This window comes from Bacteroidia bacterium (assembly GCA_041391665.1).
Lineage (GTDB): Bacteria > Bacteroidota > Bacteroidia > J057 > J057 > JAGQVA01.
Genome location: JAWKNO010000002.1, coordinates 368,820 through 394,481, shown reverse-complemented (window position 1 = coordinate 394,481; position 25,662 = coordinate 368,820). Strand labels below are relative to the sequence as shown.

The 25,662-nt window shown below is 45.6% G+C and carries 24 protein-coding genes and 1 pseudogene; 6 read left to right on the top strand and 19 right to left on the bottom strand.

Translation table 11 applies throughout. From position 1 onward, the window contains the following. Positions 1-9 precede the first annotated feature (9 nt). Together R3D00_13305 and R3D00_13300 are read left to right on the top strand one after the other, a co-directional pair. Positions 10-1,590 carry a RagB/SusD family nutrient uptake outer membrane protein gene (locus R3D00_13305; GenBank protein ID MEZ4774154.1) on the top strand — a complete coding sequence of 527 codons (1,581 nt, stop codon included), beginning with the start codon at positions 10-12 and terminating at the stop codon, positions 1,588-1,590. 107 nt (positions 1,591-1,697) lie between these two features. Further along, on the top strand, positions 1,698-3,044 hold the full coding sequence (locus R3D00_13300) for an alpha/beta hydrolase fold domain-containing protein (GenBank protein ID MEZ4774153.1): 1,347 nt from the start codon (positions 1,698-1,700) through the stop codon (positions 3,042-3,044). A gap of 2 nt (positions 3,045-3,046) precedes the next feature. On the opposite strand, the gene R3D00_13295 is transcribed toward R3D00_13300, so the two are convergent. The 12 genes and pseudogenes from R3D00_13295 to R3D00_13240 form a co-directional block, all read right to left on the bottom strand. Continuing rightward, positions 3,047-3,520, bottom strand: coding sequence for a hypothetical protein (locus R3D00_13295; GenBank protein MEZ4774152.1), 474 nt, complete (start codon positions 3,518-3,520; stop codon positions 3,047-3,049). Between the two features lie 85 nt (positions 3,521-3,605). Next, a complete protein-coding gene (locus R3D00_13290) occupies positions 3,606-4,028 on the bottom strand; it encodes a hypothetical protein (GenBank protein ID MEZ4774151.1) in 423 nt (140 codons plus the stop codon). Between the two features lie 49 nt (positions 4,029-4,077). Next, positions 4,078-4,740, bottom strand: a complete 663-nt coding sequence (locus R3D00_13285) for an epimerase (protein ID MEZ4774150.1) — start codon at positions 4,738-4,740, stop codon at positions 4,078-4,080. Between the two features lie 682 nt (positions 4,741-5,422). Then, positions 5,423-5,623, bottom strand: a pseudogene (locus tag R3D00_13280) (DnaJ domain-containing protein). A 117-nt stretch (positions 5,624-5,740) separates the two neighbouring features. Continuing rightward, positions 5,741-6,673, bottom strand: a complete 933-nt coding sequence (locus R3D00_13275; protein MEZ4774149.1) for a DnaJ domain-containing protein — start codon at positions 6,671-6,673, stop codon at positions 5,741-5,743. Between the two features lie 66 nt (positions 6,674-6,739). Next, complete coding sequence (locus tag R3D00_13270) at positions 6,740-7,867, bottom strand: ABC transporter permease (protein ID MEZ4774148.1); 1,128 nt, start codon at positions 7,865-7,867, stop codon at positions 6,740-6,742. A gap of 46 nt (positions 7,868-7,913) precedes the next feature. Then, positions 7,914-9,020 carry an ABC transporter permease gene (locus R3D00_13265; GenBank protein MEZ4774147.1) on the bottom strand — a complete coding sequence of 369 codons (1,107 nt, stop codon included), beginning with the start codon at positions 9,018-9,020 and terminating at the stop codon, positions 7,914-7,916. Between the two features lie 23 nt (positions 9,021-9,043). Then, complete coding sequence (locus tag R3D00_13260; protein MEZ4774146.1) at positions 9,044-9,775, bottom strand: ABC transporter ATP-binding protein; 732 nt, start codon at positions 9,773-9,775, stop codon at positions 9,044-9,046. A gap of 2 nt (positions 9,776-9,777) precedes the next feature. Next, entirely contained in the window at positions 9,778-10,683 is a 906-nt protein-coding gene (locus R3D00_13255; GenBank protein MEZ4774145.1) for an ABC transporter ATP-binding protein, read from the bottom strand. Between the two features lie 7 nt (positions 10,684-10,690). Then, positions 10,691-11,611 (bottom strand): HlyD family efflux transporter periplasmic adaptor subunit, encoded by a 921-nt coding sequence (locus R3D00_13250; GenBank protein MEZ4774144.1) that lies wholly within the window; start codon positions 11,609-11,611, stop codon positions 10,691-10,693. A gap of 22 nt (positions 11,612-11,633) precedes the next feature. Next, on the bottom strand, positions 11,634-12,899 hold the full coding sequence (locus R3D00_13245) for a TolC family protein (protein ID MEZ4774143.1): 1,266 nt from the start codon (positions 12,897-12,899) through the stop codon (positions 11,634-11,636). Positions 12,900-12,911: 12 nt separating this feature from the next. Continuing rightward, entirely contained in the window at positions 12,912-13,550 is a 639-nt protein-coding gene (locus R3D00_13240; protein MEZ4774142.1) for a TetR/AcrR family transcriptional regulator, read from the bottom strand. Positions 13,551-13,692: 142 nt separating this feature from the next. Here R3D00_13240 and R3D00_13235 point away from each other — a divergent pair, with 142 nt between their 5' ends. Beyond that, positions 13,693-16,011, top strand: coding sequence for a PBP1A family penicillin-binding protein (locus R3D00_13235; protein ID MEZ4774141.1), 2,319 nt, complete (start codon positions 13,693-13,695; stop codon positions 16,009-16,011). Here the strand turns inward: R3D00_13235 and R3D00_13230 are convergent. Together R3D00_13230 and R3D00_13225 are read right to left on the bottom strand one after the other, a co-directional pair. Next, a complete protein-coding gene (locus tag R3D00_13230) occupies positions 16,008-16,463 on the bottom strand; it encodes a MarR family transcriptional regulator (protein MEZ4774140.1) in 456 nt (151 codons plus the stop codon). The two genes, R3D00_13235 and R3D00_13230, sit on opposite strands and share 4 nt — an antisense overlap. A 70-nt stretch (positions 16,464-16,533) precedes the next feature. After that, positions 16,534-17,121 carry a YceI family protein gene (locus R3D00_13225; GenBank protein ID MEZ4774139.1) on the bottom strand — a complete coding sequence of 196 codons (588 nt, stop codon included), beginning with the start codon at positions 17,119-17,121 and terminating at the stop codon, positions 16,534-16,536. Positions 17,122-17,290: 169 nt separating this feature from the next. Here R3D00_13225 and R3D00_13220 point away from each other — a divergent pair, with 169 nt between their 5' ends. Both R3D00_13220 and R3D00_13215 read left to right on the top strand, forming a co-directional pair. Further along, positions 17,291-17,512 (top strand): hypothetical protein, encoded by a 222-nt coding sequence (locus tag R3D00_13220; GenBank protein MEZ4774138.1) that lies wholly within the window; start codon positions 17,291-17,293, stop codon positions 17,510-17,512. A gap of 4 nt (positions 17,513-17,516) precedes the next feature. Continuing rightward, positions 17,517-18,548 (top strand): PmoA family protein, encoded by a 1,032-nt coding sequence (locus R3D00_13215; protein ID MEZ4774137.1) that lies wholly within the window; start codon positions 17,517-17,519, stop codon positions 18,546-18,548. Positions 18,549-18,554: 6 nt separating this feature from the next. Here R3D00_13215 and R3D00_13210 read toward each other — a convergent pair whose 3' ends face one another. Beyond that, a complete protein-coding gene (locus R3D00_13210) occupies positions 18,555-19,823 on the bottom strand; it encodes a hypothetical protein (GenBank protein ID MEZ4774136.1) in 1,269 nt (422 codons plus the stop codon). A 125-nt stretch (positions 19,824-19,948) separates the two neighbouring features. Then, positions 19,949-20,506, bottom strand: coding sequence for a UbiX family flavin prenyltransferase (locus tag R3D00_13205; GenBank protein MEZ4774135.1), 558 nt, complete (start codon positions 20,504-20,506; stop codon positions 19,949-19,951). A 110-nt stretch (positions 20,507-20,616) separates the two neighbouring features. On the opposite strand from R3D00_13205, the gene R3D00_13200 reads away from it, so the two are divergent. Continuing rightward, on the top strand, positions 20,617-21,966 hold the full coding sequence (locus R3D00_13200) for a BatD family protein (GenBank protein MEZ4774134.1): 1,350 nt from the start codon (positions 20,617-20,619) through the stop codon (positions 21,964-21,966). A 2-nt stretch (positions 21,967-21,968) separates the two neighbouring features. Here R3D00_13200 and R3D00_13195 read toward each other — a convergent pair whose 3' ends face one another. The 3 genes from R3D00_13195 to R3D00_13185 all read right to left on the bottom strand — a co-directional run bounded on the left by R3D00_13195 (position 21,969) and on the right by R3D00_13185 (position 25,581). Beyond that, on the bottom strand, positions 21,969-23,909 hold the full coding sequence (locus tag R3D00_13195; GenBank protein ID MEZ4774133.1) for a hypothetical protein: 1,941 nt from the start codon (positions 23,907-23,909) through the stop codon (positions 21,969-21,971). Then, positions 23,906-24,346: a hypothetical protein gene (locus R3D00_13190; GenBank protein MEZ4774132.1), complete on the bottom strand. Its 441-nt coding sequence runs from the start codon at positions 24,344-24,346 to the stop codon at positions 23,906-23,908. The genes R3D00_13195 and R3D00_13190 overlap by 4 nt, the downstream gene beginning before the upstream one ends. Positions 24,347-24,486: 140 nt before the next feature. After that, positions 24,487-25,581, bottom strand: coding sequence for a hypothetical protein (locus tag R3D00_13185; protein ID MEZ4774131.1), 1,095 nt, complete (start codon positions 25,579-25,581; stop codon positions 24,487-24,489). Positions 25,582-25,662 lie beyond the last annotated feature (81 nt).

Genomic DNA, 25,662 nt, shown 5'->3' with positions numbered 1-25,662 from the left:
AAAAATATAATGAAAAGCATTAATAAATTTTCCCTTCGCAGGCTGAGCATGGTAGGAGCAGTGTTGTTCTTCCTGACTTCCTGCCAGGTAACCGATCTTGAGCCTTTGGCTTTTTTCAGCGAGACCACGGCGTTCAGTACTGCTGACCGTGCCGAACTTGCCGCTATTGGTATGTATAATGCTGCCCAGAGTGGAACTTACGCAGGTGGACAAGTAAGAGGATATCCTTTTGGAGCTGCCAACGTTGAGCAGAGTGAAATGCGGGGTGAAGACATGGTAAACCAGGCGCTGTTTTACCAGATTACTTATGAGGCTACTTATACGCCTTTCTCCGCCAACAATGTCTGGATGTGGAATACTCTTTTCACCCTCATCAATCAGGCAAATATCGTCATCGAAGGCGCGAAAGGTGCGCAAACTGAAGGTCTCCTGCCGGCAGATGTGGCAAGTGCATACGAAGGAGAAGGCCGGTTTATGCGTGCCATGGCTTACCACGAGTTGCTGATCCACTTTGCCAGACCTTATCTGGAAAACAATGGATCAAGTCAGGGGGTACCCATTCGCAGCGTTGCCATCAACTCTGCTTCCAAAGTAGAAGATGCTATTGCCCAGGGTCGCAACTCTGTTGCCGAAGTATATGATTTTATCCTTGCCGACCTCGACTTTTGCGAGTCAGCACTGCCTGATACCCGCAGTGGCATCGAGAAATCTGTACGTGCTACCAAAGGCGCTGCAATTGCTCTCAAAACCCGTGTAAAACTTCACAAGGGAGACTGGGCAGGTGTCATTTCTGAAGGCAACAAAATCATTTCTGCTGCGGCTCCATTTACCAGCTCCATTGGTGGTTATGCACTTGATGGAAGCCTGACAGGAGTATACAGCAATACCTCCTCAGAGGCTGTCTTCTATATTGACAATGCGACTACCGATAACCCAGGGGTAAATGGCGCTTTGCCTGCTATGCTCGGCAATCCTTCTCAGGGCGGTCGTGGTCTGGTTCTGATCAGTCCACAATTCTACAACAACCCGCTCTGGCTGGATAGTGACCTTCGCCGTACGATGCTCTCCAACAATGGACGCAGCTACTTCACAGACAAATATACTGACAAAGTAGGTCGTTCTGACTCTAACCCGATCCTCCGGTATGCTGAAGTACTGCTCAACGTAGCGGAAGCAGAAGCAAGAACCAGTGGCAGCGTATCTACACGTGCACTCGATCTGCTCAATGCGGTACGCAACCGCGCAGTTACCGAAGAAGCAAATCAGTTTACCGCGGGCAGCTTTGCCAATGCCAATGAGCTGATTTCAGCCATCCTGATGGAGCGCCGTATCGAACTGCTTGCAGAAGGTAAACGCTGGGGGGATATCCACCGCCTGGCCAATGATGCCAACTTCAGCACCAATGGCATCCCTTCAAAAATACGTTTTGCTGACTTTGCCTTTACTGATTATGATCTGGTAAACCGTCCGGCAGTCAACAATAGCGTAGCGGCTATTCCATACAGCGACTTCCGCTTCCTCTGGCCGATTCCAGCTGATGAGCTTGCGCAAAACCCAACCCTGGCAGCGCAGCAAAATCCTGGTTACTAATCCGTACTTAAATAATATTTTTCTATGGCCTTCCTTCGGGAAGGCCTTTTTTTTTACTTTATATTAATATTTTGCCTATAAAAAACGTCTGTTTTAAAATGGCCATTATGAAGAAGTTACTGTGTTTTTTTGTCCCCTTACTGTTTCTGACACAAAGTATTTATGCCCAAAACTGTGTACCGGGACCTTACCGGTTTCCACATTTTCCGGGGTCTGTGATCGATACCAATGTCGTGTATGGAACTGTGCCCAACTTCGGGCAGGTACCGGTCGATCTGAAAATGGATGTATTTACCCCTGCCGGAGATACCAGCACGCAGCGTCCGCTGATTGTCTGGATTCATGGAGGCGGTTTTTACGGAGGGAATAAAGCTGAGATCTGGCAGCTTTGCGATAGCTTTACCAGAAGAGGATATGTCACCGCTTCGATCTCCTACCGACTGGGATTTTACCGGCAGTTTGACCCAATTCTGGGAGAATTTCAATATCCATATTGTCATGATGAGGCAGAACTGTCCCGGGCAGTTTACCGGGCTATGCAGGATGCCAAAGGAGCTATACGATATCTCCGGGGCCATGCCGGGCAATATGGTATAGATACCACACACGTTTTTGTGGGGGGTGAAAGTGCCGGTGGATTTACAGCACTTCATGCAGCCTTCAGGGATCAGGCTGCCGAAAAACCGGCAACGGCAGATAGTCTGCCACCCGTTACCCGGTCAGACTTGTTTGGAAACTTGCTTTTCAGCGCACAAAGACCTGATCTTGGCGCTGTCGAAGGTGTCCTAAATCTTAATGGTACCAGTGCCCGGGTAAATGGCATTATCAATATTTATGGAGCCATTGAAGATACCCTGCTGATCGCATCTGCCAATGACCCTGCATTGTTTCAATACCATATCCTGCAGGATCCGATTGTAGATTGTGGTACCGCTAAAGCATATTTTCAGGCCTCCGGCCTGATATTTCCCTTCACCGGGGCGAAGGCGCCGCTTGTGCACGGGGCATGCCGGATCAAAGACCGGGTCATTTCAGTGGGTTATACCGACGACCGGCACAAAACCTATCTGAGAAATCCCGACCTTTTTGCCAATCCCCCCATCTCTCCACACAATTACAGTGGGGAAAAAGCTTTCCTGGTCGATACCCTGGCTGCTTTTCTCGACCATTTGCGCTGCATAGAAAATACGGCAACCGGCATTGAAAATCCGGAGGAACCTTATCCGGTCTCGATTTTCCCCAACCCGGCAAAAGATGTTGTCTTTTTTGCATTTGACCCCATAGCTGGCGAAAAGACCATTGCCCGTATCTTTGATCTTGCCGGAAAAGAATGGTTTTCAGGAGAAATCGCAAACGGAAAAGAGGTGAATACCCGATTTTTACCTTCGGGTATTTATCTTGTAAAAATTATATCCGGAGAAAAATTCCGGGTGATGAGACTGCTGATTGAGTAAAATCAGAAAGTATAACGCAGAGACAGCGCACCGGTATTCACCAGCCCATTGTAACCAATAAGGTTGACCAGTGGTTTGTAGTCAATACTGATACAAAAGGGGATAGCCTCTATCGTGTATTCCAAGCCAACAATTCCACTTATCCCTGCCACCATTTCGCTGTTGTCGGAGAATATGGGCCAGTTGTCTTTGCGATCTTGCCAGAATCCTATATGGCCGCCTAAACCATAGTACCATTGGAGTTCCGGCACGTCAAATGCTGTGGCATGTTTTTCAAACAGCAAGGTAGTCCCTACGGCCTTGCGGCGAAGTTCGATAATTCCCTCCACAGCAACCTCCTGACTGACAAAGTGTTTGATCGTGATTTCGCTATCGCTCCACAGGCGAAGTCCTACACCTGTTTTGTAGTTTTGGCCATCAGCCATACCGATACCCAACAGGGCAATCAAGGTAAAAAGTAAAAGGTGTTTTTTCATTCACAACAGGGTTAAAATTCAATCGGTACAAACGGGGGAACCTGCTCTGAAATAAAATCTGACGCGCAAATAAACGAAATAATACTCAATTCTCTTCCCGGGCTTCCATAATTCCTTTCCAAAACAAAATACCGCCTATTGCAGCAACCGCAAATGGAAATAGAATCATATTTTCTGGCAAACCATCAAAATTTGCCAGGGAGGTCAAAATTCCCGCCATACCGACCACCCCTCCCACAAGCATACTCTCCTCTCCTGGCCGTTCCTCATGTTCGCCGGCTTCAAGCGTCCGATCATCCATTTCCAGGATTATATTGGCCCTCTCATAATCATCCGTGTGTACCAGCAACTGGATCTCACCAATACTTTCGCGGAAAAGACTCACTTCATTTGGATCTTCTGCAAAATCAATCGCACAACGTACCCCTTCTGCTTTCAAAAGGATTGCGTGGCGATTGGCATTTTTCATCTGGTTGTAAACAGCCAGAATAACCATTGGATCTTTCATACTCCCTCCATTTTGGAAAAAACTGTACTTTCCTTTACGAAGAATATGTTTATCTGTTGGCTACTTCGACAATATCAGAAACTTCCAATATCTTTTTTTCATACCCTCTTTGCGTAACATTGATCATTGCCAGGCCAATTTCTTCAAGGGTAGATACATATTTACCAAAAACCTTTTTCCAAATGGGGTAAAAAGGTGCAAAAAACCTGTACATTTTCAGCGTGTTTTTAAGTCCGGGGGTTGGCTGAATATAGCCCGGGCGAAACATATAGGCTTGTTTAAAACCCAGATTCAGCAGATGGTTTTCGGTTTTGCCTTTGACTCTGCCCCACATACTCCTGCCTTTTTCGCTACTGTCAGTACCCGATCCGGAAACATAGCAGAAAGTCATATCCGGATTGAGTTTTAGTAAAGTTTTGGCAAAACTCATGGTGAGATCGTAGGTGAGTTGGTGATACTGGTCTTCTTTCATTCCGACAGATGATACACCCAGGCAGAAATAACAGGCATTATAGCCTTTGAGTTGATCTTCAATTGACGAAAAATCAAAAAAATCTTTATGTATGATTTCGGTTACTTTGGCATGCTGCATATTGCATGACCTTCGACCTACCACCAAAACAGACTCGACATCCGGCTGAAGCAGGCATTCGTGTAATACCCCTTCGCCAACCATGCCCGTGACTCCGGTAATAATTGCTTTGATTTTCATAGACTGAAAATTTAAAGCAAAATCAGGAATTTACCAGTATAAATACAGAAATAAAGGAAATCAAAATATTCAACAAACCCAGCTTGAACAAAAACTCAGGTCTGTCCTGAAGGGTTACGCCCACCATACTGCTGACCAGCAGAGCAATCAGAAAAAATGAAAACACATTGTATATACCGTAATGTGGGAAAAAACTAAAAACCTGAATCATCGTCTCCGGGGTGTAGGACCGGAACTTATCCTGAACCGCAATTCTATCGGCCGTTTCAGGAAATTCCCAGACGTATAAATGCGTAACAATGTGATAGAAGGGTGTTTTTCGCAAACTGATAAAATCGCCTTTCCCCAGGTTATCAAAATGGGTATAATCCAGGATAAAAGACAAACTGTCGGTACGGATAAACCCACTCAATTCTCCACCTGGTCCCTGCGTGATTGCCATCGAACGCACTTCTTCAATATCCGAATACTGGGCGAAAAAATAATCGGCCACGACGCTAAAGGCAAACAGTAATCCGACCCAGGCCACAAATCTGGAAAAGAAGTTATAACGGGAAAACTCTTCAAAACGGGTAGGCCGGCGGGGTGTCTCATAAGCAGGAGAGGAATAAGAGGTTGAATAATTGTACTCCTGCCTGACCTGTTCGCTGTATTTTACAAACCGATGGTAATCGTATCGCCCGTCGTATTGTTTTCGTTTGATTGGATCGCCTAAGGTCTGGTATGCTTCATTGATGTCAAGAAATTTTTGATGGGCTTCCGGATTTTCGTTACTATCCGGGTGATAAATCATAGCAAGACTCCGGAACGAGCGTTTTATTTCTCGGTCTTCAGCATCTTTATTCAAGCCCAGAATATCGTAATAATCCTTGAACATGTATATCTTGAACTTCTAATTTCGCGAAATGTTACAACCATTCAGCCAAAAGATATACCACTATTGTTCCAGCCTCCGTAATTTTTTGCCCAATTGTCATAATTGCACGGTGGACAGTTTTGCCTAGGCCTTAAAAATAATGCCCAGCAAGACTGTTGCAAGTGCCAGGGTTGCTGTGCCCAGGTATGCATTAAATTCCGGATTTTTCCGAAAAACCAGCGTAGCTATGCACAAAATACCCAGACTAAAGAGGAGCAAAACATTCATATCATCATACCTTCCGCCATAGGTAGAAAATTGCCGGTAGCCTTCGGATGATTGTATAATCGCTTTCACGGGAATACGTCCCATAGGCGTTTTGATAACCTGTACTTTTGAACCCACAGGAAGGTGCTCAGCATTTTCTCTCAACACCCCAAACCGGCTCCTGTTGGTCAGGATTCGGATCACACCCGGTTCTGAAAATGACCAGTCCACTTCGTATTTGGACTTGACGGTCTCAGGAGGCGTAGATTCCGCCAGAAAAAAATCAGCAATCAGCCCTGCACAAAAAACGAACAATACCGAAGCTACCACCCTCACCCATCTGGAATACATGGTATAGCCCAGGAGATCACCCTGCTTCCGACTGATAACGGTACGCCGGTAATCATCGCTGAAAAACTCCTGCGAAATGGTAGTCGTTTTTTCACCTTCCTGATTGATATCATTAAATTTGGGTCCCGAATAGGCGGCACCGCGGTAACGCACACGCGGAGAATATCTCCCCCTGGCATATCGGGTAGCACGCTTTGCGCGGGTCATTTCAAAGCTACTGGCATGTTGTGGTTTAGGCGGGGTAACTTTGGAAATATAGCGGTGATTGTATTTCCGCCTTTCATCCGGATCACTCAGGATGTGATAAGCCTCGTTGATATCCACAAAAAGTTGATGTGCAGCTTCATCCGAATTGCTGTCCGGATGATATTTCATTGCCAGCTTACGGTAAGCCTCCTTGATTTCAGACTCTTTGGCCGTACGGCTGATACCCAGTATTTGATAATAATCTTTAAACATCAGGCTTTTCCGGAATTAGTGAGAAATCCGACCTTAATAGTATAAAGATAGAAAATTTGAAAAATTTCACACAGTCTTTCTATAATTCCATACCGCAAGGCCATTAATCAGGATTGAGTACCCTGCCAACGTCCATATTTGCCTGGAAATATCGCTGAGTCCGGCGCCCTTCAACATCACCATCCGGATCGCTTCGATAAAATACCGTACGGGATTGAAATAGGTAATTTTCTGTGCCCATGAAGGCATATTCTCTATGGCGGTAAACATCCCGCTGAGGAAAATAAAAATTACCATAAAAAACCAGGCGATAAACATGGCCTGTTGCTGGGTTTCAGTAAAAGTGGAAATGAATAGCCCCAGCCCGAGGATTACCGTCATATACAAAGTGGTAAAGGCAAACATGAGCGGAATACTTCCCAGAAAGGGAATATTATACAGGAGTTTGGCGACAATAAGCCCCAGCCCAAACTCAAACAAAGCAATAACCAGAAACGGTAACTGTTTGCCAAGAAGGAACTGATATTTGCGAATGGGCGTTACGTTGATCTGTTCAATTGTGCCCATTTCCTTCTCTCTGACAATATTCATCGAGGAAAGAAAGCTCCCAATCATTGTCACCAATAGCGCAAGAATGCCCGGAACCATAAAGGTCTTGTAATCCATTTTGGGATTAAACCAATAGGCCTCATTGACAGAAATGCTTACCGTTGCCTGAGGGGGAGAGGCAAGGAGTTTAGCGCCATACCGGGCAATCATTTCCCGGTTAAAATCGCGAATTACCTGGCCGGAATAGGCCACGGCAAGCCCACCTTTAATTCCATCTATGGCATTGGCAATCAGCTGTATTTGGTTCACATTCTCCCGAAACAACTGCCTCTCAAAACCAGCCGGAATTTCAATAATCAGATCCGCCCTGTCTTCATCCATGATCCGGGAAACCTCTGCTTCAGAAAAAGAAGTACCCACAACACGAAAGTAAGCCGATCCTTCAAATTTACCTGTCAGCTGCCGGGAAACTGCACTCTGGTCTCTGTCAACGACCACCAGCTTAAGGTTTTTCACCTCAAAGTTGGCAGCATAGGCAAGCAGAATAAGCTGCAGCACAGGCGCAACAAAAATAATCGGCAGGATTGCCTTATTCCGGAAAATCTGCCGGAACTCTTTATATAAGATGAATAATATTGTCCGCATAATACCTGATTGAAAGGTGAATACTTTTTATTTTTCTGCTCCTGCCCTACTCCAGTCTGATTTTAAATTTCCGGACGCTGACCATCATAAAAAACATTGTAAATCCTATGAGGATCAACGTTTCCTGCCATAAGAGATCCATTCCAGCACCTTTGAGCATGATGCCTTTCACGATAATAACAAACCATTTGGCCGGGATAACATTGGAGATTACCTGAAGGATCTGGGGCATATTTTCGATCGGAAACATAAATCCTGAAAGCAGAATAGTCGGAAGCATCAGACCCATGAGCGAAATCATCAACGCTACCTGCTGCGATTTTGCAATCGTGGAGATCAGGATTCCTAATGCCAGAGCGGATAAAATAAACAACATGCTCTCACTCAAAAGTAAAACAACACTTCCCTGTACCGGCACACCAAATACGAAATTGCCCAGCAGCAAAATCACAATGGCATTGATCAAAGAAAGCATAACATAGGGCGTGACTTTCCCCAAAATAATTTGAAAAGGACGCATAGGCGAAGCCAGCAAAACCTCCATCGTGCCCATTTCTTTTTCCCGGGTAATGGAAATAGAAGTCATCATCGCAGATACCAGCATCAGGATAATAGAAATCAACCCGGGAACGAACAGAAATACGCCCTTCTGTTGCGGATTATATCGCATCCTGGCCTCCGGTAAAATCACAATCGGTATGGAAGCCGTTTCATTTAACTTTCGCTGGTAGTCCTGCAAAATGGCAGAAGTATAACTTACCAGCGTGTTTGCAGTATTGGGATCCGTAGCATCTGCCAGGATCTGAATAGCAGCCGTGCCATTATGCTGAAGTTTTTGTGCAAATCCCTCCTCAAATACGATCGCCAGTTTAATCCGCCCCGACTGAAAGGCCGGTTCAATATCTTTTTCAGCATCCAGATTGGACTCCAGAATAAAATACCCGGAAGCCAATATTTTTTCGACAATCTCATGCGTCACTTCATCTTTTGACTGATCAAGGACGGCAATATGTGCCTCCCGGATTTCATTGGTGACCGCGTAGCCAAACAACAAAATCTGCACGAGAGGCATTCCAAACAAGATCAGCAGGGTGCGCCGGTCCCGAAAAATGTGGAAGAATTCTTTTCTGACAAATCCGAGAAATCTTTTCATATACCAGGGAATGAATCAATGAATCAATGAGAGTTGGCAGGGCGTGCCAGGCTGACAAACACTTCGTCCATGCTGTCTGCCGAAAACTGACGCTTCAGTTCTTCGGGGGTACCCATCGCGTCAATTCGCCCATCCACCATAATGGAAATCCGGTTGCAATATTCTGCCTCATCCATATAGTGGGTGGTCACAAAAATAGTTACCCCACTGTGGGCAGCTTCATAGATCAGATCCCAAAACTGGCGGCGCGTTATCGGGTCCACGCCTCCGGTGGGTTCGTCAAGAAATACGATTCCGGGATCATGAAGAATGGCAGTGGAAAACGCCAGTTTCTGTTTCCAGCCCAGAGGAAGATCGCGGATAAGGGTGTTGCGAACCCCGGTAAGGCCAAGTTTTTCCAACATTTCGCCAGTTTTGGTGCGGATATTTTTCCGGCTAAGGCCATAAATACCCCCATAGAAAAATATATTTTCCGCGACTGTCAGGTCCTCATAGAGTGAAAACTTCTGGCTCATATAGCCGATACTTCGTTTGACCTTTTCAGTCTGCCGGAAAATATCGTAACCCGCAACCGTGGCTTCGCCGCCGGAAGGAGAAAGCAGGCCGCAAAGCATCCGCATGGCCGTGGTTTTTCCCGCACCATTTGCGCCGAGGAAACCAAAAATTTCCCCTTCGTCCACCGAAAAGGAGATATGATCGACTGCGGTAAAACTACCGAAGGTACGGGTCAGTTCTTTTGCTACAATTGATGCCATAACTACTCCATTAATGCCATAAAACAATCTTCAATGCTGGCGCGTACCGGTTCAATCTGCACATGGGCATGGCCCCTGGCTTCCAGATATTGGGAAAGCATACTATCCTGAAAATCAGTCCTTTTATCTGTATAGTGTACACTTTCACCAAAGGCAAACACCGAGTTTGCCTGCGGATAAGACCGGAGGTCGTTGAGCAACTGCCAGGTATTGCCAGCCCTGACTGCATATAAAGGCCGGTCAAACTGGCCGACAATATTTTCGGGGGAATCTACCTGGAGAATTTTTCCGTTCTGGATCAGCGCCACACGATCACAAAGACTAGCCTCATCCATATAGGGCGTAGAAACGAGAATCGTGATGCCGCGCTCGCGGAGTTTTCTCAGCATTTCCCAGAATTCGCGGCGGGAAACGGCGTCTACGCCGGTTGTGGGCTCGTCGAGAAACAGCACCTCAGGACTGTGAATCAGGGCACAGGAAAGGGCGAGCTTCTGCTTCATTCCTCCGGAAAGATCACCGGCACGACGATTTTTAAAAGGCTCGATCTGGCTGTATATATCTTTGATCAGGTCGTAATTTTCTTCCAGCGTTGTACCGAAGATGGTAGCAAAGAGGTTGATATTTTCCAGAATGGTAAGATCATAATACAGGGAGAATCTACCCGGCATATACCCCATCCGCATTCTGATCTCCCGGTAGTTTTTTACCACATCATACCCCAATACCTCGGCTTTACCTTCGTCAGGAAGAATCAGCGTAGCGAGAATGCGGATCAGGGAAGTTTTACCCGCTCCGTCTGGTCCGATCAGACCAAACAATTCTCCCGGCTCTATCTCCAGACTTACGCCTTTCAGGGCAGGCGTTTCTTCGTAGGACTTGCTGATTTGTTGAATGGAAATGGCTTTCATATCCTGATTAGTTGCTGGCGACACCTGAGATAAAATTCACTTCTCCGGGCATACCGATTTTCAGCGTACCATCATTCACTACTTTGACTTTGGCTGCATAAACGAGCGTCGTTCGCTCCGTTTTTGTCTGTATGGATCTGGGGGTAAATTCTGCCTGCGGCGAGATCCATGTTACCGTGCCCTGCATCTGGTGATAGGATTGGGCATCGGCATCTGCGAGTACTTCTACGGTCTGTCCGACCTTGAGATCATCCAGTTGATCGCCCTGGATATAGATTCGCAGGAGGAGTTCGCTCACATCCGCAATTTTATATAGTGGACGGCCAAAGTTGGTTACTTCCCCTTCTTCCGCATACTGGGTGAGAACCTGCCCGTCGATAGGGTTTCGGAGAATGCTTTTAGCAATCTGGTCATCGATCTGGGTGATTTGGGCCAATAAGGGATCTACTTCACCCGAAATCCCCTTATTCGCTGTATTGAGCGTGGTGATATGGGCAATCATCTGCTTTTCGACTAATTCGAGCTGCCCCGTAAGATCGTCGAGTTGTTTTTGGGTTGCGGCGCCATCTGCCAGCAATTTTTCTACCCGGCTGATTTCCCGCCTGAGGTTTGCCTTTTGCTCTTCGTACACATTGGTCTGAGGTTGTATCAACTGTTTTTTGCCCAATACCGCACGGATGGCAGCCCGCAGTTGTTGTTTGCGAAGGTAGAGTTGTGTTGTATCGACATACCCGACAACTTCGCCGGCTTTAAGATTTTGCCCCTCTTCCACAGAAAAACGAAGAAGTTTGCCATTGGCTTCCGCCGAAACCAGCACTTCCCGTGCTTCAAAACTTCCATGCGCATCAGAGGTATTGACCTCGCGGTTACAGGCCATCAGGCCCAAAGCAGAAACTGCCAGCAGGTAGGTGAAATATTTTATCTTCATTGTATGAATGGTTAAAAGCTGATTACAATACACCGGTTTTTGTCAGGATACTTACCCGGGAACGGGCGGCCTGAATGGTATGCGCTTCCAGGTTAAGTTGTGCTTCTGTCAGGGACGTAACTTCTGCCAGATACTCCGCGGAAGTTATGACCCCATTTTCAAACTGCGCGTTAAATTGGGAGACGATAGATTGTTGCAGTGCTATGATTTTTTTATCTTTTTCAATCTGATCCTCAAGGCTTTGTATCATTTCCTCATCTCTTCGGATACTAGCGCGGATACCGAGATCAAACTGCTGCTTACGGGTCGATACCATTTCCTTTCTGACTGAGGCTATTTCCTTTTCCCTTTGGGTTTGATTCCAGTCCCAGGGGGTCCAGGCAAATTTTACCCCGGCTTGCATAAAAGGCGAAGGCGTGGTTTCGAGAAAATTGAAGGGGTTGGGTTGTCCGATCCCCCCCATAACAAAAGCAGATACAATCGGAAGGGTGCGGGCTTTGAGCAGTTCGCTTCCTTGTGACAGCTGCTGTTGTTGAAGGTCAAACAATTGATATTCAGGCCGCCCGCTGAGTTGCTCAGGTACAGGTTGGCTATATTCAGGAACAATCAGTGAGGCTCCGGACAGATCATTACGCCCGGTCCAGTCTTCCATCACGTGCAACAGCGCACGCCGGTCGGCTTGTAGCTGGTCCACTTTCTGTTGGAGTAGCAGGATCTGTTTGTCGAAAGCATCGAGGTTGCTTTTTAAAACTACCCCATTGCGCACCCCAGACTCCAGCGATACGCGCCGCGTAGCCAGTTGCTCCAGCGTTTGGGTCAGAATGGATTCATTTTTATCCAACAGGAGAATAGAAAAGTACAGCTCATTGACCACTTCTTTCATTTTGTTTATTTCCACTTCCGTTTCCTGAGTCTGTACCTGTTGTGAGACGGCATTGAGTTCTTTGCCCATTTTCACTGCCCCGCCATCAAATACAATCTGACTGACATTGAGTGCCGTATTAAATTGGAAATGCGGGATTTCGGGAAATGCAGCCCCAGGGCCGAGTTCGGGAAAAGTAATCACATCCGACTGCCAGGTAGCCTGACCAGTAAGCGAAAGTTTGGGAAGAAAGGCCGCAGCCAGATTTTGATTTTGCAGACTGATGACAGACGCGATCAGATTTTTCTGCTGCTGAAGCGGGCTTTGCTCCATGGCCTCCCTGTGGCATTCTTCAAGAGAGAGAGTTTGACTATAAGAAAAAACAAAAGCCAGACTCATCGGGATTAACAGAAAGAGTTTTTTCATAATTCCGGAGATTTATTGACCAGGTAAAGATTCAGATGACGAAATAGCACGATAAGCGAATTCAGACACAGTGTCTTTCCTTTTCTGTATAAATGACAAAAAACTTTGCTCAGACAAACCAAAGAGTCGGGTGAGGACGGGCTTCATCATGAATGGAAAAACAGACATGGCAATCAGATTAATAATCAGGTCGCGGGGATCTACAGGCTTAATTTTACCGGCAGCCACTTCAGCCTGAATCTGGGCCATAAGTTTTGCCATCACTTCAGCGGGCTGAATGGGCGCATCGAGAAACACCGACTGTATGAAGGAATCCGCATCTCGCTGGATTGAACTCAGCACAAACAAGGGTAACAGCGGATTTTCAGATAACATGTCATTATACATGTAGCTGATTTGTTTTATTTTTTCTTCCAGAGACTCATCGCTCATAATAATTGCCAGCAATCGGGGAAAGATCTGCGCAAAGGCTTCCTGAAATATTTTCTCAAATAATTTCTGCTTAGAGCGAAAATAATAATGCAACATGGCTTTATTGATTCCCGCTTCCTGCGCGATTTCCTCCATTCTTGCACCAGCCAGGCCTTTCTCATAAAAAATCTTCCGGGCGGCAGTCAGAATTCTCTTTTCGGTATTGTCGTCTTTACTCATTTTAACTAACCAGTTGGTTAAACCATACGACCAAACTAACTGATTGGTTTTTTATTTCCAAAAAAAATATTGAGAGGTACGATATTTGTTTGCTTAGTTGTCGCGATATTTGCGTTAATAAGAAGGAATAAATAACCAGCACATGGACGGAGCGCCCAAAAAACATACTATAGACATCGAAAAAATTGCAGAAAAAGAAATCTCTGCGACCCTGAAGCGGCCAAAATTGGGGTTCAGTTTCAATCCTTCTTTTAAGGTACCGCGAATGATATTTTTGAGTCTTGTGGGACTAGGCATACTCGCGGGGCTGGCTTTTTTGATTTTTGTTTCTACAGACCTTCCGCCAATGGATCTGGTAGAAAACCCTGAGTCTGACCTTTCCACGCAGTTGATTTCTTCGGATAATGTAGTATTGCAAAAATACTATACACGCGAAAACAGGGTAAATGTCAAGCTTAATCAGGTTTCTGAACATGTAGTGAATGCATTGATAGCGACAGAGGACGTGCGTTTTTATGGTCATTCGGGCATAGATCCCAAGTCGTTTTTTACCATTATCGCGGAGTATATCCGCAGTCGTGATTTTCGCGGAGGGAGTACCATTACGATGCAGCTTTCGCGCAATCTTTACGATGAAGTGGGGCAACAAAGTACGCTTATTCGTAAAGCAAAGGAATACCTGGTATCGGGTTATATTGAGCGCCGGTTTACCAAGCAGGAAATCATGGAGGCGTATCTCAATACGGTGAATATTTTCGGAAACTCATATGGAATAGAAACAACCGCCAACCGCCTCTTTGATAAGTCTGCCAAAGACCTTACCATCGAAGAATCTGCGATGATTGTGGGAATGCTGAAAGGACAAGGGGTATATAATCCCTTTCGTTATCCGGAAAAAACACAAAACCGCCGCAATACGATCATTGATCAAATGGTCAAATATGAGTTTATTGACCCCAAAGCGGTCAATGTTGACAGTATTAAAAATATTCCTATTCAGGCAGCCCTTACCGACCAGGAACAAACGCATATCAAAGGTCTCGCTCCCTATTTTCGTGAATATGTGCGGGAAGAGCTGACCAAGTGGTGCGAAAAAAATAAAAAGGCAGATGGCAGCAAATACAACCTGTACACAGATGGTCTGCGGGTCTATACGACCATAGATTCCCGGATGCAGGCCCATGCCGAAAATGCAGTAAGGGAGCATATGACCACGCTTCAGACCGATTTTGACAAGGTGGAAAACCGGGGGCTTAAACAACTGGACAAAGATCCATCCATCCTCATCGATCTCAAACGCAAATCACAAAGGTATATCAACGCGAAAAAAGCCGGAAAGTCAGACACTGAGATTGAGAAAGAATTCAGACAAAAAGTGCCCATGACCGTCTTCTCCTGGCAGGGGCAGCTTGACACCACGATGACCCCTCTCGATTCGCTGAAATACTACGCCCGTATTCTCGAAACCGGCATGATTTCTATCGATCCGACCAATGGCCATGTGAAAGCCTGGGTAGGGGGTATTGATTTCAAATACTTTAAATACGACCACGTAGCGAAGGGCAAACGTCAGGTAGGCTCAACCTTTAAGCCATTTGTGTATGGTGCTGCGGTACGTTCAGGCTTTAAGCCTTGCGATATTGAACTCAACCAGCCCGTGGTTTTTGACAACCCCGGTGGCAACCGGTGGATTCCCAAAAACTCCGATGGAAGTATTGGCGGGAAAATGACACTAAAATATGCACTGGCAAACTCCGTAAACCTCGTTACCGCCCGACTTATGAAAAAGCTCGGCCCACATGAAGTTGCGAGTTTTGCGCACAGCATGGGGATCTCTACCGAACTCGACGAGGTCCCTGCACTTTGTCTCGGCACAACCGATCTTAGTGTCATGGAACTTACGCATGCTTACAGCACATTTGCCAACAATGGCAACCGGATTGAGCCGATTTTTATCACCCGCATCGAAGACCGGTCGGGAAATATACTCGCGAGCTTTGAACCTGAGCCTAAAAACGTGCTGAGTGAAGAACATGCCTACCTTATCATAGAATTGCTCAAAGGTGTGGTTGATCAGGGAACAGCACAAAGGCTTCGTTTCAGATATGACTTCAAAAACGAAATAGGCGGAAAAACAGGTACTACCCAAAATCAGTCTGACGGTTGGTTTATGGGAGTAACGCCCAACCTCGTTACAGGTGTATGGGTAGGTGCTGCAGATCGCAGAATGCGGTTCCGCTCAATTAAATATGGACAAGGTGCGAATATGGCTTTGCCTATCTGGGCTTTATATATGAAATCCGTATATGCTGACTCACGGATTCAACTTCCCATGGAGAGATTTAAAAAGCCGGCAGGTGTGGATGTATCACTTAATTGCAAGCCCGTCACGGATGATGATACAGATAAACCGGGAACGCCGACAACTCCGGGAACAGATGATTTTGGGGATTTTGATTAATCTCCCCGAAGTTTATCCAGCAGGTCGTTGAGTTGCTCAGCCTCCTCATTGGTAAGGCTTGAAAATACCTGATCCATCTGGTAATTCAGATCGTCTACAGCGGAAAGAAGATTCATGCCACTTTCACTGATAAATACATCAACCAGGCGTTTGTCTTCCATACAAGTACGACGAATCACCAGATCCTTTTTTACAAGCCGGTCTACGATTCTTGAAACGTCGGACATCCTGTCTAGCATTCTCTCACGAATGACGCAAGTCGAAACCGGATTTGGATGCTGCCCCCTCAATATCCGCAGCACATTGTACTGCTGGGGTGTAATGCCATAAGGTTTAAAGACATCTTTATGAAGGTCAGTAAGCCAGTTGTGTGTATAGATGATGTTCACAGCCAGTTTTTGCCTGACACTTTTAAAAGGTGTCTTTTGCTTTATTGCATCTTCTAATTTCATCTTTTCAAAAGTTTACCCCTCCGGTTGAAGCCGGAGGGGATATTATTAAATAGTAATATGAATATAGCTACTATTTGGCAGCTACCAGCTCAATATTACAATTTATTTGAATTTCTTCTCCGACAACCAGTCCTCCGGCTTCCAAAGCCATGTTCCACTTCAACCCATAATCAAAGCGATTGATGGTACCAGAAAGTTTAAAACCACTGCGCTCATTGCCCCATGGATCTTTGACTGTGCCTTTATTTACCACGTTCAAAGTAACTTCTTTGGTAATGCCATGCATCGACAGGTCCCCTACCAGCGTATATTTTCCATCAGCTGCTTTGGTAAAAGATTTACTCTTAAATGTAATCTCAGGATAAGTAGCTGCATCAAAAAAATCGACTGACCGCAGGTGCTCATCGCGCTGGTCATTGGCTGTATTGATCGAAGCTGTTTTTGCAGTAAATGAAATCTCTGCATTTTCAAAACCTTCTCCCTTCGTCACCGCAGTTGCATTAAATTCTTTGAAGGAACCATCAACTTCGGAAATGACCATATGCGTAACCGTAAAGTTAATGTTCGAATGGGAAGCATCTGCATTCCATGTTTTCTGGGCAAATACTGTGCTCAGACCCAAAACAAAAATAGTAGTAAGGATACTTAACGTTTTCATAATGATAATAAAATTGTATAAAAATTGATTTATACACCTATAACGATGTTTAAACATTAATGTTTAAACTTTTTTATTTTTTTACAATAATTTTTGGCCACTTCCGTCTTTCCCCAACACAGTGGGCAATTAGTTGCAGTTACCCTCAAAACCTCTTACATTGAAGATTATGAAAGAAAAACAAAAAATTATTACCCTCTACTTTGAGACAAAAGCCTTTGATATGGGCTCTGTAGACGTGACCGAAAAACTCTATGAAATTATTCCTGAAGACCAGATTGAAGGAATTAAGTATATTGTTCCCAGTAGTACCGAGCATGGCATATACTTTACGGTAGTAATCATAGAGAAAAAAGAAAAACAAAAAGGCGTGCTCGGATTTAACGGATAATATTATGAAACCGGCCATTTTCCCTTTCCTGATTTTACACTTTCTTATGTATCTGCCTTTATCTGCCCAAACGCCTGTACACCTGCACCACACGGGCAAGGAAGTGGAAATTCGGGTAGGGGAACAAATGGTAACCCGGCTGATTTTTCCTGATAGTCTGAAAAAACCAGTTCTCTATCCGGTAAAAACAACTTCAGGTATAGAGTTAACGCGTGGTTTTCCGATGGAACCCCGAACTGGCGACCGGGTGGATCACCCCCACCATGTAGGGATTTGGTTTAATCACGGAGATGTGAACGGCCTGGATTTCTGGAATAATTCTGATGCTATCCCAGAGGATAAGCGGAACCAATATGGAACAATTGTGCTTCGGGATATCATCAGTATGAAAGAAAAAAAGGGACAAGCCGTGATCCGTACGCGATCGGAATGGCTGGCTCCTGATGATAAGGTATTGTTGGAAGAAAATACCACTTACACGTTCTCTGCTGGCAAAGATTTTTGGATAGTGGACAGAAAAACCAGGCTTACAGCAAAAGCTGATTCTGTAACATTTACAGATTCCAAAGAAGGAATGTACGGCATCCGGCTACGGCAGGAAATGGAACTCTCCAATACCAAACCAGCACGCCGTATCGGTTCAAACGGACGTGTCACAGACCAGCCCGTAACACAAAACCTGACTACTTCAGGCAGTTATCTCACCAGTGAAAATCTAACGGATCAAGATGCCTGGGGTAAAACGGCCCGTTGGATAAGACTTTCAGGAAACGTAGAAGGAAAAACTACTTCCGTCATTATCATGGACCACCCGTCCAATCTTCATTTTCCCGCTTACTGGCACGCCAGAGACTACGGTCTTTTTGCGGTGAATAATATGGGGAGCCATTCGTACGACAAGAAGGCAGCGCGAATTGAATACCAACTCATCAAAAAGCAATCGCTCACATTCAACCACCGTCTGATCGTGCAGGAAGGCTTCCCTCCCAGGCCAGCGGAAATAGAAGATTGGTACAAATTGTTTATTCAGCCCTAGAATAAGCTACATTATTTTTGTCCGGGCCTGTTCACGCGCCTGCCCAATAATCTTCATAATTGCAGGGCTTAGTGCGAGATCTTCTTCTACCAATAGCATATACTTGATGGAAAAAGTTGTAGAAAAAGCCGTAACAAGATCCAGCAAAACATTGTAAGCGCCGCGGGTGAGGCCTTTGATGCCAAGGTCTGAGTTTCCTACTGCCGCAAAAGACTTACAATCGATCGGCTGGTTGTGATGATTGGCGTATCCGGCACCTGTGATCACCTGACACCCTTCCGACCATGTATCGACATTTCGGTCCAGCCCTTTTCCTGCCCAGTGGATATTAATAGAATTGTTGATTTCCAGATCGCCGACCAAATCCGCTTCAGTCAGATTGAGGTCTTTGGATCGCACTACGGCAACTCCACCGCCAGGAATATCCACACTTAAAGGCTTTAGCGCCTGATGGGTTTTTGCCCCATTTTCACTATTAATCCCATGCCAGCCGAAGTGATAATTGTGCTGCCCCTGTACTAAAAATGGAAAACCCTTAGAACTCTTGGTTGCCCCGGGATCTGTAGAACCCTGAAACTTAAACACCATGCCATTGATCAAAAGGATCAGCACATCGTCAAACTTCTGGACACTGCCATCACCTTTTCTGCGGATACCGACCAGATGTATATGTCCGGGACGGAAATCCCAGTCTGCAATTTTCAGCGTATCGATTTTCGATGCTTGTGGCAGTTTATTGACCATCGTAAGCATACGACTGGGCTTTTGCAGATAGCTGGCCTTTACCGTATCCAAAAACCTAAGCCAGGTGGCATATTCGCTGTCAATATCCGGGGGAACCTGATTGCCATTGTCGACCCATTGTTGCCAGGTTTTCCGAATGTCTGTCCAGTCAGCTTTTTTTCCTTCGGATTTCCACCTTTTCAGCTCAGTGAATGTCATTGATCCGGCAACCCCATCGGGAATAATTGCTGATTTTCCCTCTATTGTCCGCACATATTCCTGAAACAACCGGATGGCGGAAAGGGTACCATAACCACAGATCCCATCGACATTGCCATTGGGAAAAAAGCCGGCTTCCTTTAAGGTTGTCTGTACTTCACGGACCCCCATTTCACTGGCGGGCCCAAGCTGGCTAAAATCCGCCCATTTCCCCTTTTGTTCTTCTTTTAGTTTCCTTCCCCAATCCAGGCGGGTAACTTTTTTTACCTGATTCAGGTATTGATCAATCTGTTCCGGATTAACATCCTGGTCAATGACGCCTAACTTGATCATAAATTGTAGCTATTAAATGGGTGGATGGATAATATGCGTGGCAGGGAAATCACACGCCTAAATATAGAATAATCTGCAAGCATCGGAAAGAAATCCGAAAACTTTTCACGTCAAAGCACCAGCGCTTAATTTCCCCACCGGTATGCTCCCGGATTAAGCCCCATCAGGTCAAGCACTCTGTGCGTAACCGTATCCGCGAGCTCGTCGAAATCTTTGGGATGCGAATAAAAAGAAGGCGCCGCAGGAAGAATAATTCCTCCGGCAAGCGTGACGGTACGCATATTTTCGATATGGATCAGGTTGAGCGGGGTATCGCGAATCACACAAATCAGCTGTCGCCGTTCTTTGAGAATCACATCCGCAGCACGGGTTGTCAGATCATCAGAAAGGCCGGAGGCAATACGCCCCAAAGTACCCATAGAACAGGGCATAATCACCATATGGTTGTAGCGCGCTGACCCGGAGGCAAATGGTGCGCGATAATCTGACCGGTCATATACAGGAAAAGGCGAATGGCATTCTTCCCCCAACTCATGTCGCCAGACATCAGGCGCATTCTTCGAAAAAACCACGCCTACTTCCACATGGTCCATTTGCGAGAGCTGTGACATGAGTCGTCGGGCATACATACTGCCACTTGCCCCCGTCACAGCGAGGACTATTTTCTTTTTTTGTTCATTCATACGTCAATTTCAACCGATTAACCTCGATTTAAGTCAGAATATGTAAAAAAAATCCTAGTTTTCGTAAATAACGATTTCTCCAAGATGAATTATTATTTTACCAGGCTATAATGGAAAAACGAATTCTTCTGGTAAGTTGTTTAATGATTTTTTTACAGATGGTATATGGCCAGGAAATCCGGTTGTTTACCGGTAAGCCATTTATCACACTGGATGAACAGCTGCAACTTATACTGATTGTAACCGGAAACCCCCTGCCGTCCACTCCTGTATTTCCGGAGATGGATGGTTTTTCGAAAGTTTCAGCCAATGCCCCTGCCCTCTCGCGTGGCCAGGGAAGAGAAATTCATTATGTCCAGTCCTATTACCCTCTGAGGACAGGAAAATTTACCGTACCTTCTTTTGAAGTAATAACCCCCTCCGGAACAAAACGCACACGTAAACTCCTCATAGAAGTGGAAAAACCTTCTATCCTGTATAAATTTGAAGACATTACAACACAAGCAACTGTACGTTTGGTATTTAGCCGTGATACCTGTTTTGTAGGAGATCAAATCACCGCAGAGATCAGAGCATCCGTTACAACCGGGAAGGAAAAATTTCTCAGATTTTTACCTGTAAGTATCGAAGAACTTGCCAGACAAATAGACCTTACAGGACTTCAAATTGAGGGTATTTCCAATCCGGAGTCAGCCCATTCTATTCATATCGACGGTAAAACAGAATTTACCCTCGCCAAACTATACCTCTTCCCTACCCGACCGGGAAATTTTACGCTACAGCATATCACGTTGCAAACTGAGCAACAACAAATTGCAAGAAATACCTCCGCAGCAGATCGCCGCAAAGGTGCCAACCGCCGGGTCAATCCCGGACAGATGGCCGTTCCTCCGGCCAGTTTTTATGCCCGTCCCTTGCCTCAAACCCATTTCACAAAAGCACCAGCGAGTGGCGTTTTTTCTATTTTCCATGAAGTCTCACGAAAAACCTATACAACAGGAGAGAATATCAGACTGGAAATTGCCATTTCAGGGACAGGCAATCCAGATTGGGTGAAAACGCCGGTCATTCATGAAAATGAAAAACTCATTTATTTCGAACCACATATTTATACTTCCAGGGAGTTTGTTGATTCAGCGCTTGTGAGCAGAAAACAGTTTGTCTACGAAATTATTCCCGCCTATCCCGGCACTTTTAACCTGGGGCCAGTGTTGTTTTATTACTTCAATACACAAAATCAATCGTACGATTCTCTCGAAATTGATGTAATTCCCGTAACTGTCACGGGGGATGATATTCCGCAGTTGATGGAAGTAAGCGCCCTCAATCATTTTTATGACCGCGCCTTTGAGGTAGCAAAAACACAGCCGGTGCCCTCACGCGCTTACGCGCCCTGGCTGGTACTGGTATTCCTTACCTTCAGCGGAGTTTTTATGGTATCAGGAAGAAGATTTTACTGATCTTACCGGCGAATCAGATTGATGTGTGCTTGTCCTGTAGGGTAAAAAAACGTCAGGATAAACATCCCGGAAGGCAAAACCGGCATTTCCAGATTTAACTGGTCTTTTCCTGGCACAACCCGCATATTTCCCCCCAGATGTTGCCTGCCTGCCATATCGACCAGTTTATAATTTACGGAAAACTCTCCTTTTGCCTCATAAGCGACCCACAACTGGTCTTCGAATGGATTCGGACCAGCCTTTTCAATGACAAAATCATCATTCTGAACCCGTTGTTCAGGATTGTTTCGGGTAATTGCTACTGTATCGGAGTAAAAGATTGAACCGTCGGCCCTTATCTGCGCCAGTCTGTACCACGCAGGATCATAAGCAGGAAGCAAAGAATCGAGATAAGTATAATACGGCGAGGTATTTTGCACATCTTTTCCGCCAAAAACCATCTCCAACTCTTCAAAATACTGCTGGTCAGAGGACCTTTCCACCACAAAATAATCGACAATCACCGGAAGATCTATCGTCCACCGAAGCTGATTCCCGTTTTCTTCGGCCACTCCTGTCAGAACTACCATTCCCGAAGGAACTACCAGATCTCCGTCGCGCCCGTTGACGTACACCGATCGAAAATCCAGATGGTCAACGCCATTGGGGGGGCAGGCATCTGTTTGAGAATTGCCCAGATAGGCGTAGCCCTCTCTGCCGAATGTGCCATAGTCATAGCAGGTTTTGCCATCGCCGAGGTTGCTGCCAACCGTAGCTGCACTTCCCCCAAACCCCTCTACCCCACCCGAAGAAGTTCCGGTTGTCCACTGCATATCGCCATAGGTAAAGACAATGGTCGCTGAGGAGGGAAGTGTTTGGTTGTGAATCTCACCGATAGTGCTGTCCATAAGAATGACCTGAAAGGTATTTTTCAGATCACAGTCCTGCTTACTACAACCAAAATACCCCACAGAAATCCATGTCGCAATAAAATAATGCCCATCAGGATCTGCATAATATCGCAGTTCGCCCCCTTTGGACAGATCCACATCACCAAAAAACGGAGCGATCATCAGCGGCCCTCCCAGGCAGAATGGCTCAGGCGTAAACGCCAGATATTCTTCTCCGAAAGTGAGATTCCCGTTGAGATTGAGCCATGCCTGGCTGTATTTTCTGCCAAAAAAATTAAAGGGAAAGCCCAGGTCCACAGACTCCGAACAATCATCACATGCCGTTCCGCCTTTGAAGTAACGGTATTTCACCGGGTTACCGGCAAGATCTTCACCGATTGGTATCCACAATGGCGCAGGGTCACTGAGCTTCGGGCAATCACCCTGACAAAGCTCCGGCGTTTCGCCCGTACCACAAATTCCATCATCACAGCGATTGGCATTGCCGGTAAGCGTTATTTCATCTAAACCCATCCCCCAGCCCCATTCGCCGCCATCTTCATATACAAACCTGAAACGTCCGGCAATCAATCCCGGACTGGAAATTTCAAGCGTCACTTTTCCCGAAAAATCCGTCTCCTCTGACCATATTTCCACCCATTCGCTGCCCACCCCCAGCTCTACCGCAGCCTTGCCTTTTCCTGCATATTCCTGAAAATTCAGAAAAAAACTCAAGACCATGCTCCCCTGAAATCCTGCAAAATCCACTTCCGGTGTTACCAGTTCTGCCCGACCAATCTGATTTCCAGCCTCATCATCCACATATATCCAACTACCATTACCCGGATTTCGGAAAAACCCAAAGCCTCCGGTTCCTATTTGCCAGGCACCGCCGTCTTTAGTTTGAGAAGCATCCCATCCGTCGGGAATAGTACCATCCCATGAAACAGAAAAAACCGTGTCATAAGCCAGGTCTGTACATTGCGCCGACAGAGAGGCAAAACCCGAAAGGATTCCGGAAACCAATATGAGCCGAAAGATCAGCCGAAGAGTATTTTTAGCATTTGCGATCATTCCGTTGCCTGAATACGGTCGTTTTCCAGTTTGATTTCAGTTTTCAGATAATCAATGCGCGTCTGTAGTTCTTTGTAAGAAAAATCGGATTGCTGATTGCGAAACGATATCCGCCATTCATGATCATCTATTTCGCGCCATAGGCGCAATCTTTTTTCAATCGAAAGCAGGAGCAACCTGTCTGCAGGAGAGAGATTTTTTTTCTCATCCAGCTTTTTCTTTTCCCCAACCAATTGCATGATCGTAGCGGTATTGGCGGAGGTTGCAGCAGCTGTGCCGGTAGTTCCCCCCCGGGGGATTTTTGAGGCGTAAACCCTGACTTGTTGCAAGGCAGCCCTTTCATCGTAGTTGGGACGAATAAAAAACAACCCGGCCAATAGTACCGCGATTGAGCCAATACCCCAGGCAGTCATTTTCAGCCGTTGGCTGATACGCAAATCTCGATTTTGCTGTTGCTTTGCCATTTACCTTCCTCGAAGCTGAATGTACACTTATACTTTCAACCCGAAGGCAAATTGATCAATTTGTACGGTATTCGTAAATTTATTTAAGCCTATACATTACACTACAAAATGCCTCATTCGAAGCTAAGCGGTTTGTATCGGGAGGCCTTAAAAATGGCATCATAGTCTTTCCTTTCTATCAGATCGCCAAGGGTTTCCTGCGGGTTTTTGCTCATATAAGCATCGACAATTTTCCAGCCCAGAAACTCACCGAGGCGGGGGGCCGATTCAAGGGAAAGCGTAGTCGTATAAGGTTTGTCTGTAAGAAAATCTCTCTGAACCATAAAATCAGTACTGTACATACTGGCACTCAGCTCTTTATAAATTCTTGCCTCATAATAGTTAGCCCACTTCATTTGCGCTTCGGAATACAAAAGCAGCAGGGAGTCGGGCGTATGGGGCAGAAGCTGGTGAATAAAGTATTGCTTTATCCCTTCGCGAATCATTTGATCGAGAAGAGTTGGCTGACCACTGAGATCCACAGGATCGACCATTCCTTCTGCAATTTCATGGATCATCATTACATCAAGGTATTCAGAAGAAAATCGTTTCTTTTGATATTTGGGAATATTTACCGGGTAATATTTCAGATTGGGGCCAAGAAAATAATGCAACCCAAAACTAAAGTATTTACCCAGAAAAACCATCTGATCGGCAGTACGCAAATCCCCTTCAGGGATATAACCATTGACATGCGTGCGAAAAGCGGGAATCTCGACCTCAGGAATATACTTTACCAGCCGCTTAAGGGGAGGGCTGATTTTTTTAAAAAAATCGTAATCGTAAGGAAATACCTGGCGCACAGTGTCCAGCAAATGATAAATATTGGGATCGGCAAGCAGCGGGCCAATATTCTGCGCAATCAGGGTATCAGCCATTTCAGAAGAAATCGGTTTGCCCCGAAGCATTTCGTCAATGCCTATCCATTGATAAAAAAATTCCTTCTCCGGCAGGAGAAAGGAGGTATACACCTTCATATAGTCTTTTTCACCTCCATTCACAAGCGCATCTGATGCAGCGAGCATCAGGCTGTCTGTCCGGAAAAAATCCAGAGGAAGTTCTACATCTGCAATGTCGGCGTTGGGGTCGCTTTCACAGGAAATAAAAAAAACGAGTGAAAACAGTAATCCCAGAGTTATAAGCGGCTTTTTCAAGATAAGTATATTCATGGATTACAAATATAATACAGAATGCCGGTAATCCACACAATTGCCAAATTGTACACTTTTAACAACACGTCATTAAATAAA

Bases quoted from the DNA above. Each gene is read 5' to 3' on its own strand.
- R3D00_13305 (MEZ4774154.1), top strand. From the start codon at position 10: ATGAAAAGCATTAATAAATTTTCCCTTCGCAGGCTGAGCATGGTAGGA.
- R3D00_13300 (MEZ4774153.1), top strand. From the start codon at position 1,698: ATGAAGAAGTTACTGTGTTTTTTTGTCCCCTTACTGTTTCTGACACAA.
- R3D00_13295 (MEZ4774152.1), bottom strand. From the start codon at position 3,520: ATGAAAAAACACCTTTTACTTTTTACCTTGATTGCCCTGTTGGGTATC.
- R3D00_13290 (MEZ4774151.1), bottom strand. From the start codon at position 4,028: ATGAAAGATCCAATGGTTATTCTGGCTGTTTACAACCAGATGAAAAAT.
- R3D00_13285 (MEZ4774150.1), bottom strand. From the start codon at position 4,740: ATGAAAATCAAAGCAATTATTACCGGAGTCACGGGCATGGTTGGCGAA.
- R3D00_13275 (MEZ4774149.1), bottom strand. From the start codon at position 6,673: ATGTTTAAAGATTATTATCAAATACTGGGTATCAGCCGTACGGCCAAA.
- R3D00_13270 (MEZ4774148.1), bottom strand. From the start codon at position 7,867: ATGCGGACAATATTATTCATCTTATATAAAGAGTTCCGGCAGATTTTC.
- R3D00_13265 (MEZ4774147.1), bottom strand. From the start codon at position 9,020: ATGAAAAGATTTCTCGGATTTGTCAGAAAAGAATTCTTCCACATTTTT.
- R3D00_13260 (MEZ4774146.1), bottom strand. From the start codon at position 9,775: ATGGCATCAATTGTAGCAAAAGAACTGACCCGTACCTTCGGTAGTTTT.
- R3D00_13255 (MEZ4774145.1), bottom strand. From the start codon at position 10,683: ATGAAAGCCATTTCCATTCAACAAATCAGCAAGTCCTACGAAGAAACG.
- R3D00_13250 (MEZ4774144.1), bottom strand. From the start codon at position 11,611: ATGAAGATAAAATATTTCACCTACCTGCTGGCAGTTTCTGCTTTGGGC.
- R3D00_13245 (MEZ4774143.1), bottom strand. From the start codon at position 12,899: ATGAAAAAACTCTTTCTGTTAATCCCGATGAGTCTGGCTTTTGTTTTT.
- R3D00_13240 (MEZ4774142.1), bottom strand. From the start codon at position 13,550: ATGAGTAAAGACGACAATACCGAAAAGAGAATTCTGACTGCCGCCCGG.
- R3D00_13235 (MEZ4774141.1), top strand. From the start codon at position 13,693: ATGGACGGAGCGCCCAAAAAACATACTATAGACATCGAAAAAATTGCA.
- R3D00_13230 (MEZ4774140.1), bottom strand. From the start codon at position 16,463: ATGAAATTAGAAGATGCAATAAAGCAAAAGACACCTTTTAAAAGTGTC.
- R3D00_13225 (MEZ4774139.1), bottom strand. From the start codon at position 17,121: ATGAAAACGTTAAGTATCCTTACTACTATTTTTGTTTTGGGTCTGAGC.
- R3D00_13220 (MEZ4774138.1), top strand. From the start codon at position 17,291: ATGAAAGAAAAACAAAAAATTATTACCCTCTACTTTGAGACAAAAGCC.
- R3D00_13215 (MEZ4774137.1), top strand. From the start codon at position 17,517: ATGAAACCGGCCATTTTCCCTTTCCTGATTTTACACTTTCTTATGTAT.
- R3D00_13210 (MEZ4774136.1), bottom strand. From the start codon at position 19,823: ATGATCAAGTTAGGCGTCATTGACCAGGATGTTAATCCGGAACAGATT.
- R3D00_13205 (MEZ4774135.1), bottom strand. From the start codon at position 20,506: ATGAATGAACAAAAAAAGAAAATAGTCCTCGCTGTGACGGGGGCAAGT.
- R3D00_13200 (MEZ4774134.1), top strand. From the start codon at position 20,617: ATGGAAAAACGAATTCTTCTGGTAAGTTGTTTAATGATTTTTTTACAG.
- R3D00_13195 (MEZ4774133.1), bottom strand. From the start codon at position 23,909: ATGATCGCAAATGCTAAAAATACTCTTCGGCTGATCTTTCGGCTCATA.
- R3D00_13185 (MEZ4774131.1), bottom strand. From the start codon at position 25,581: ATGAATATACTTATCTTGAAAAAGCCGCTTATAACTCTGGGATTACTG.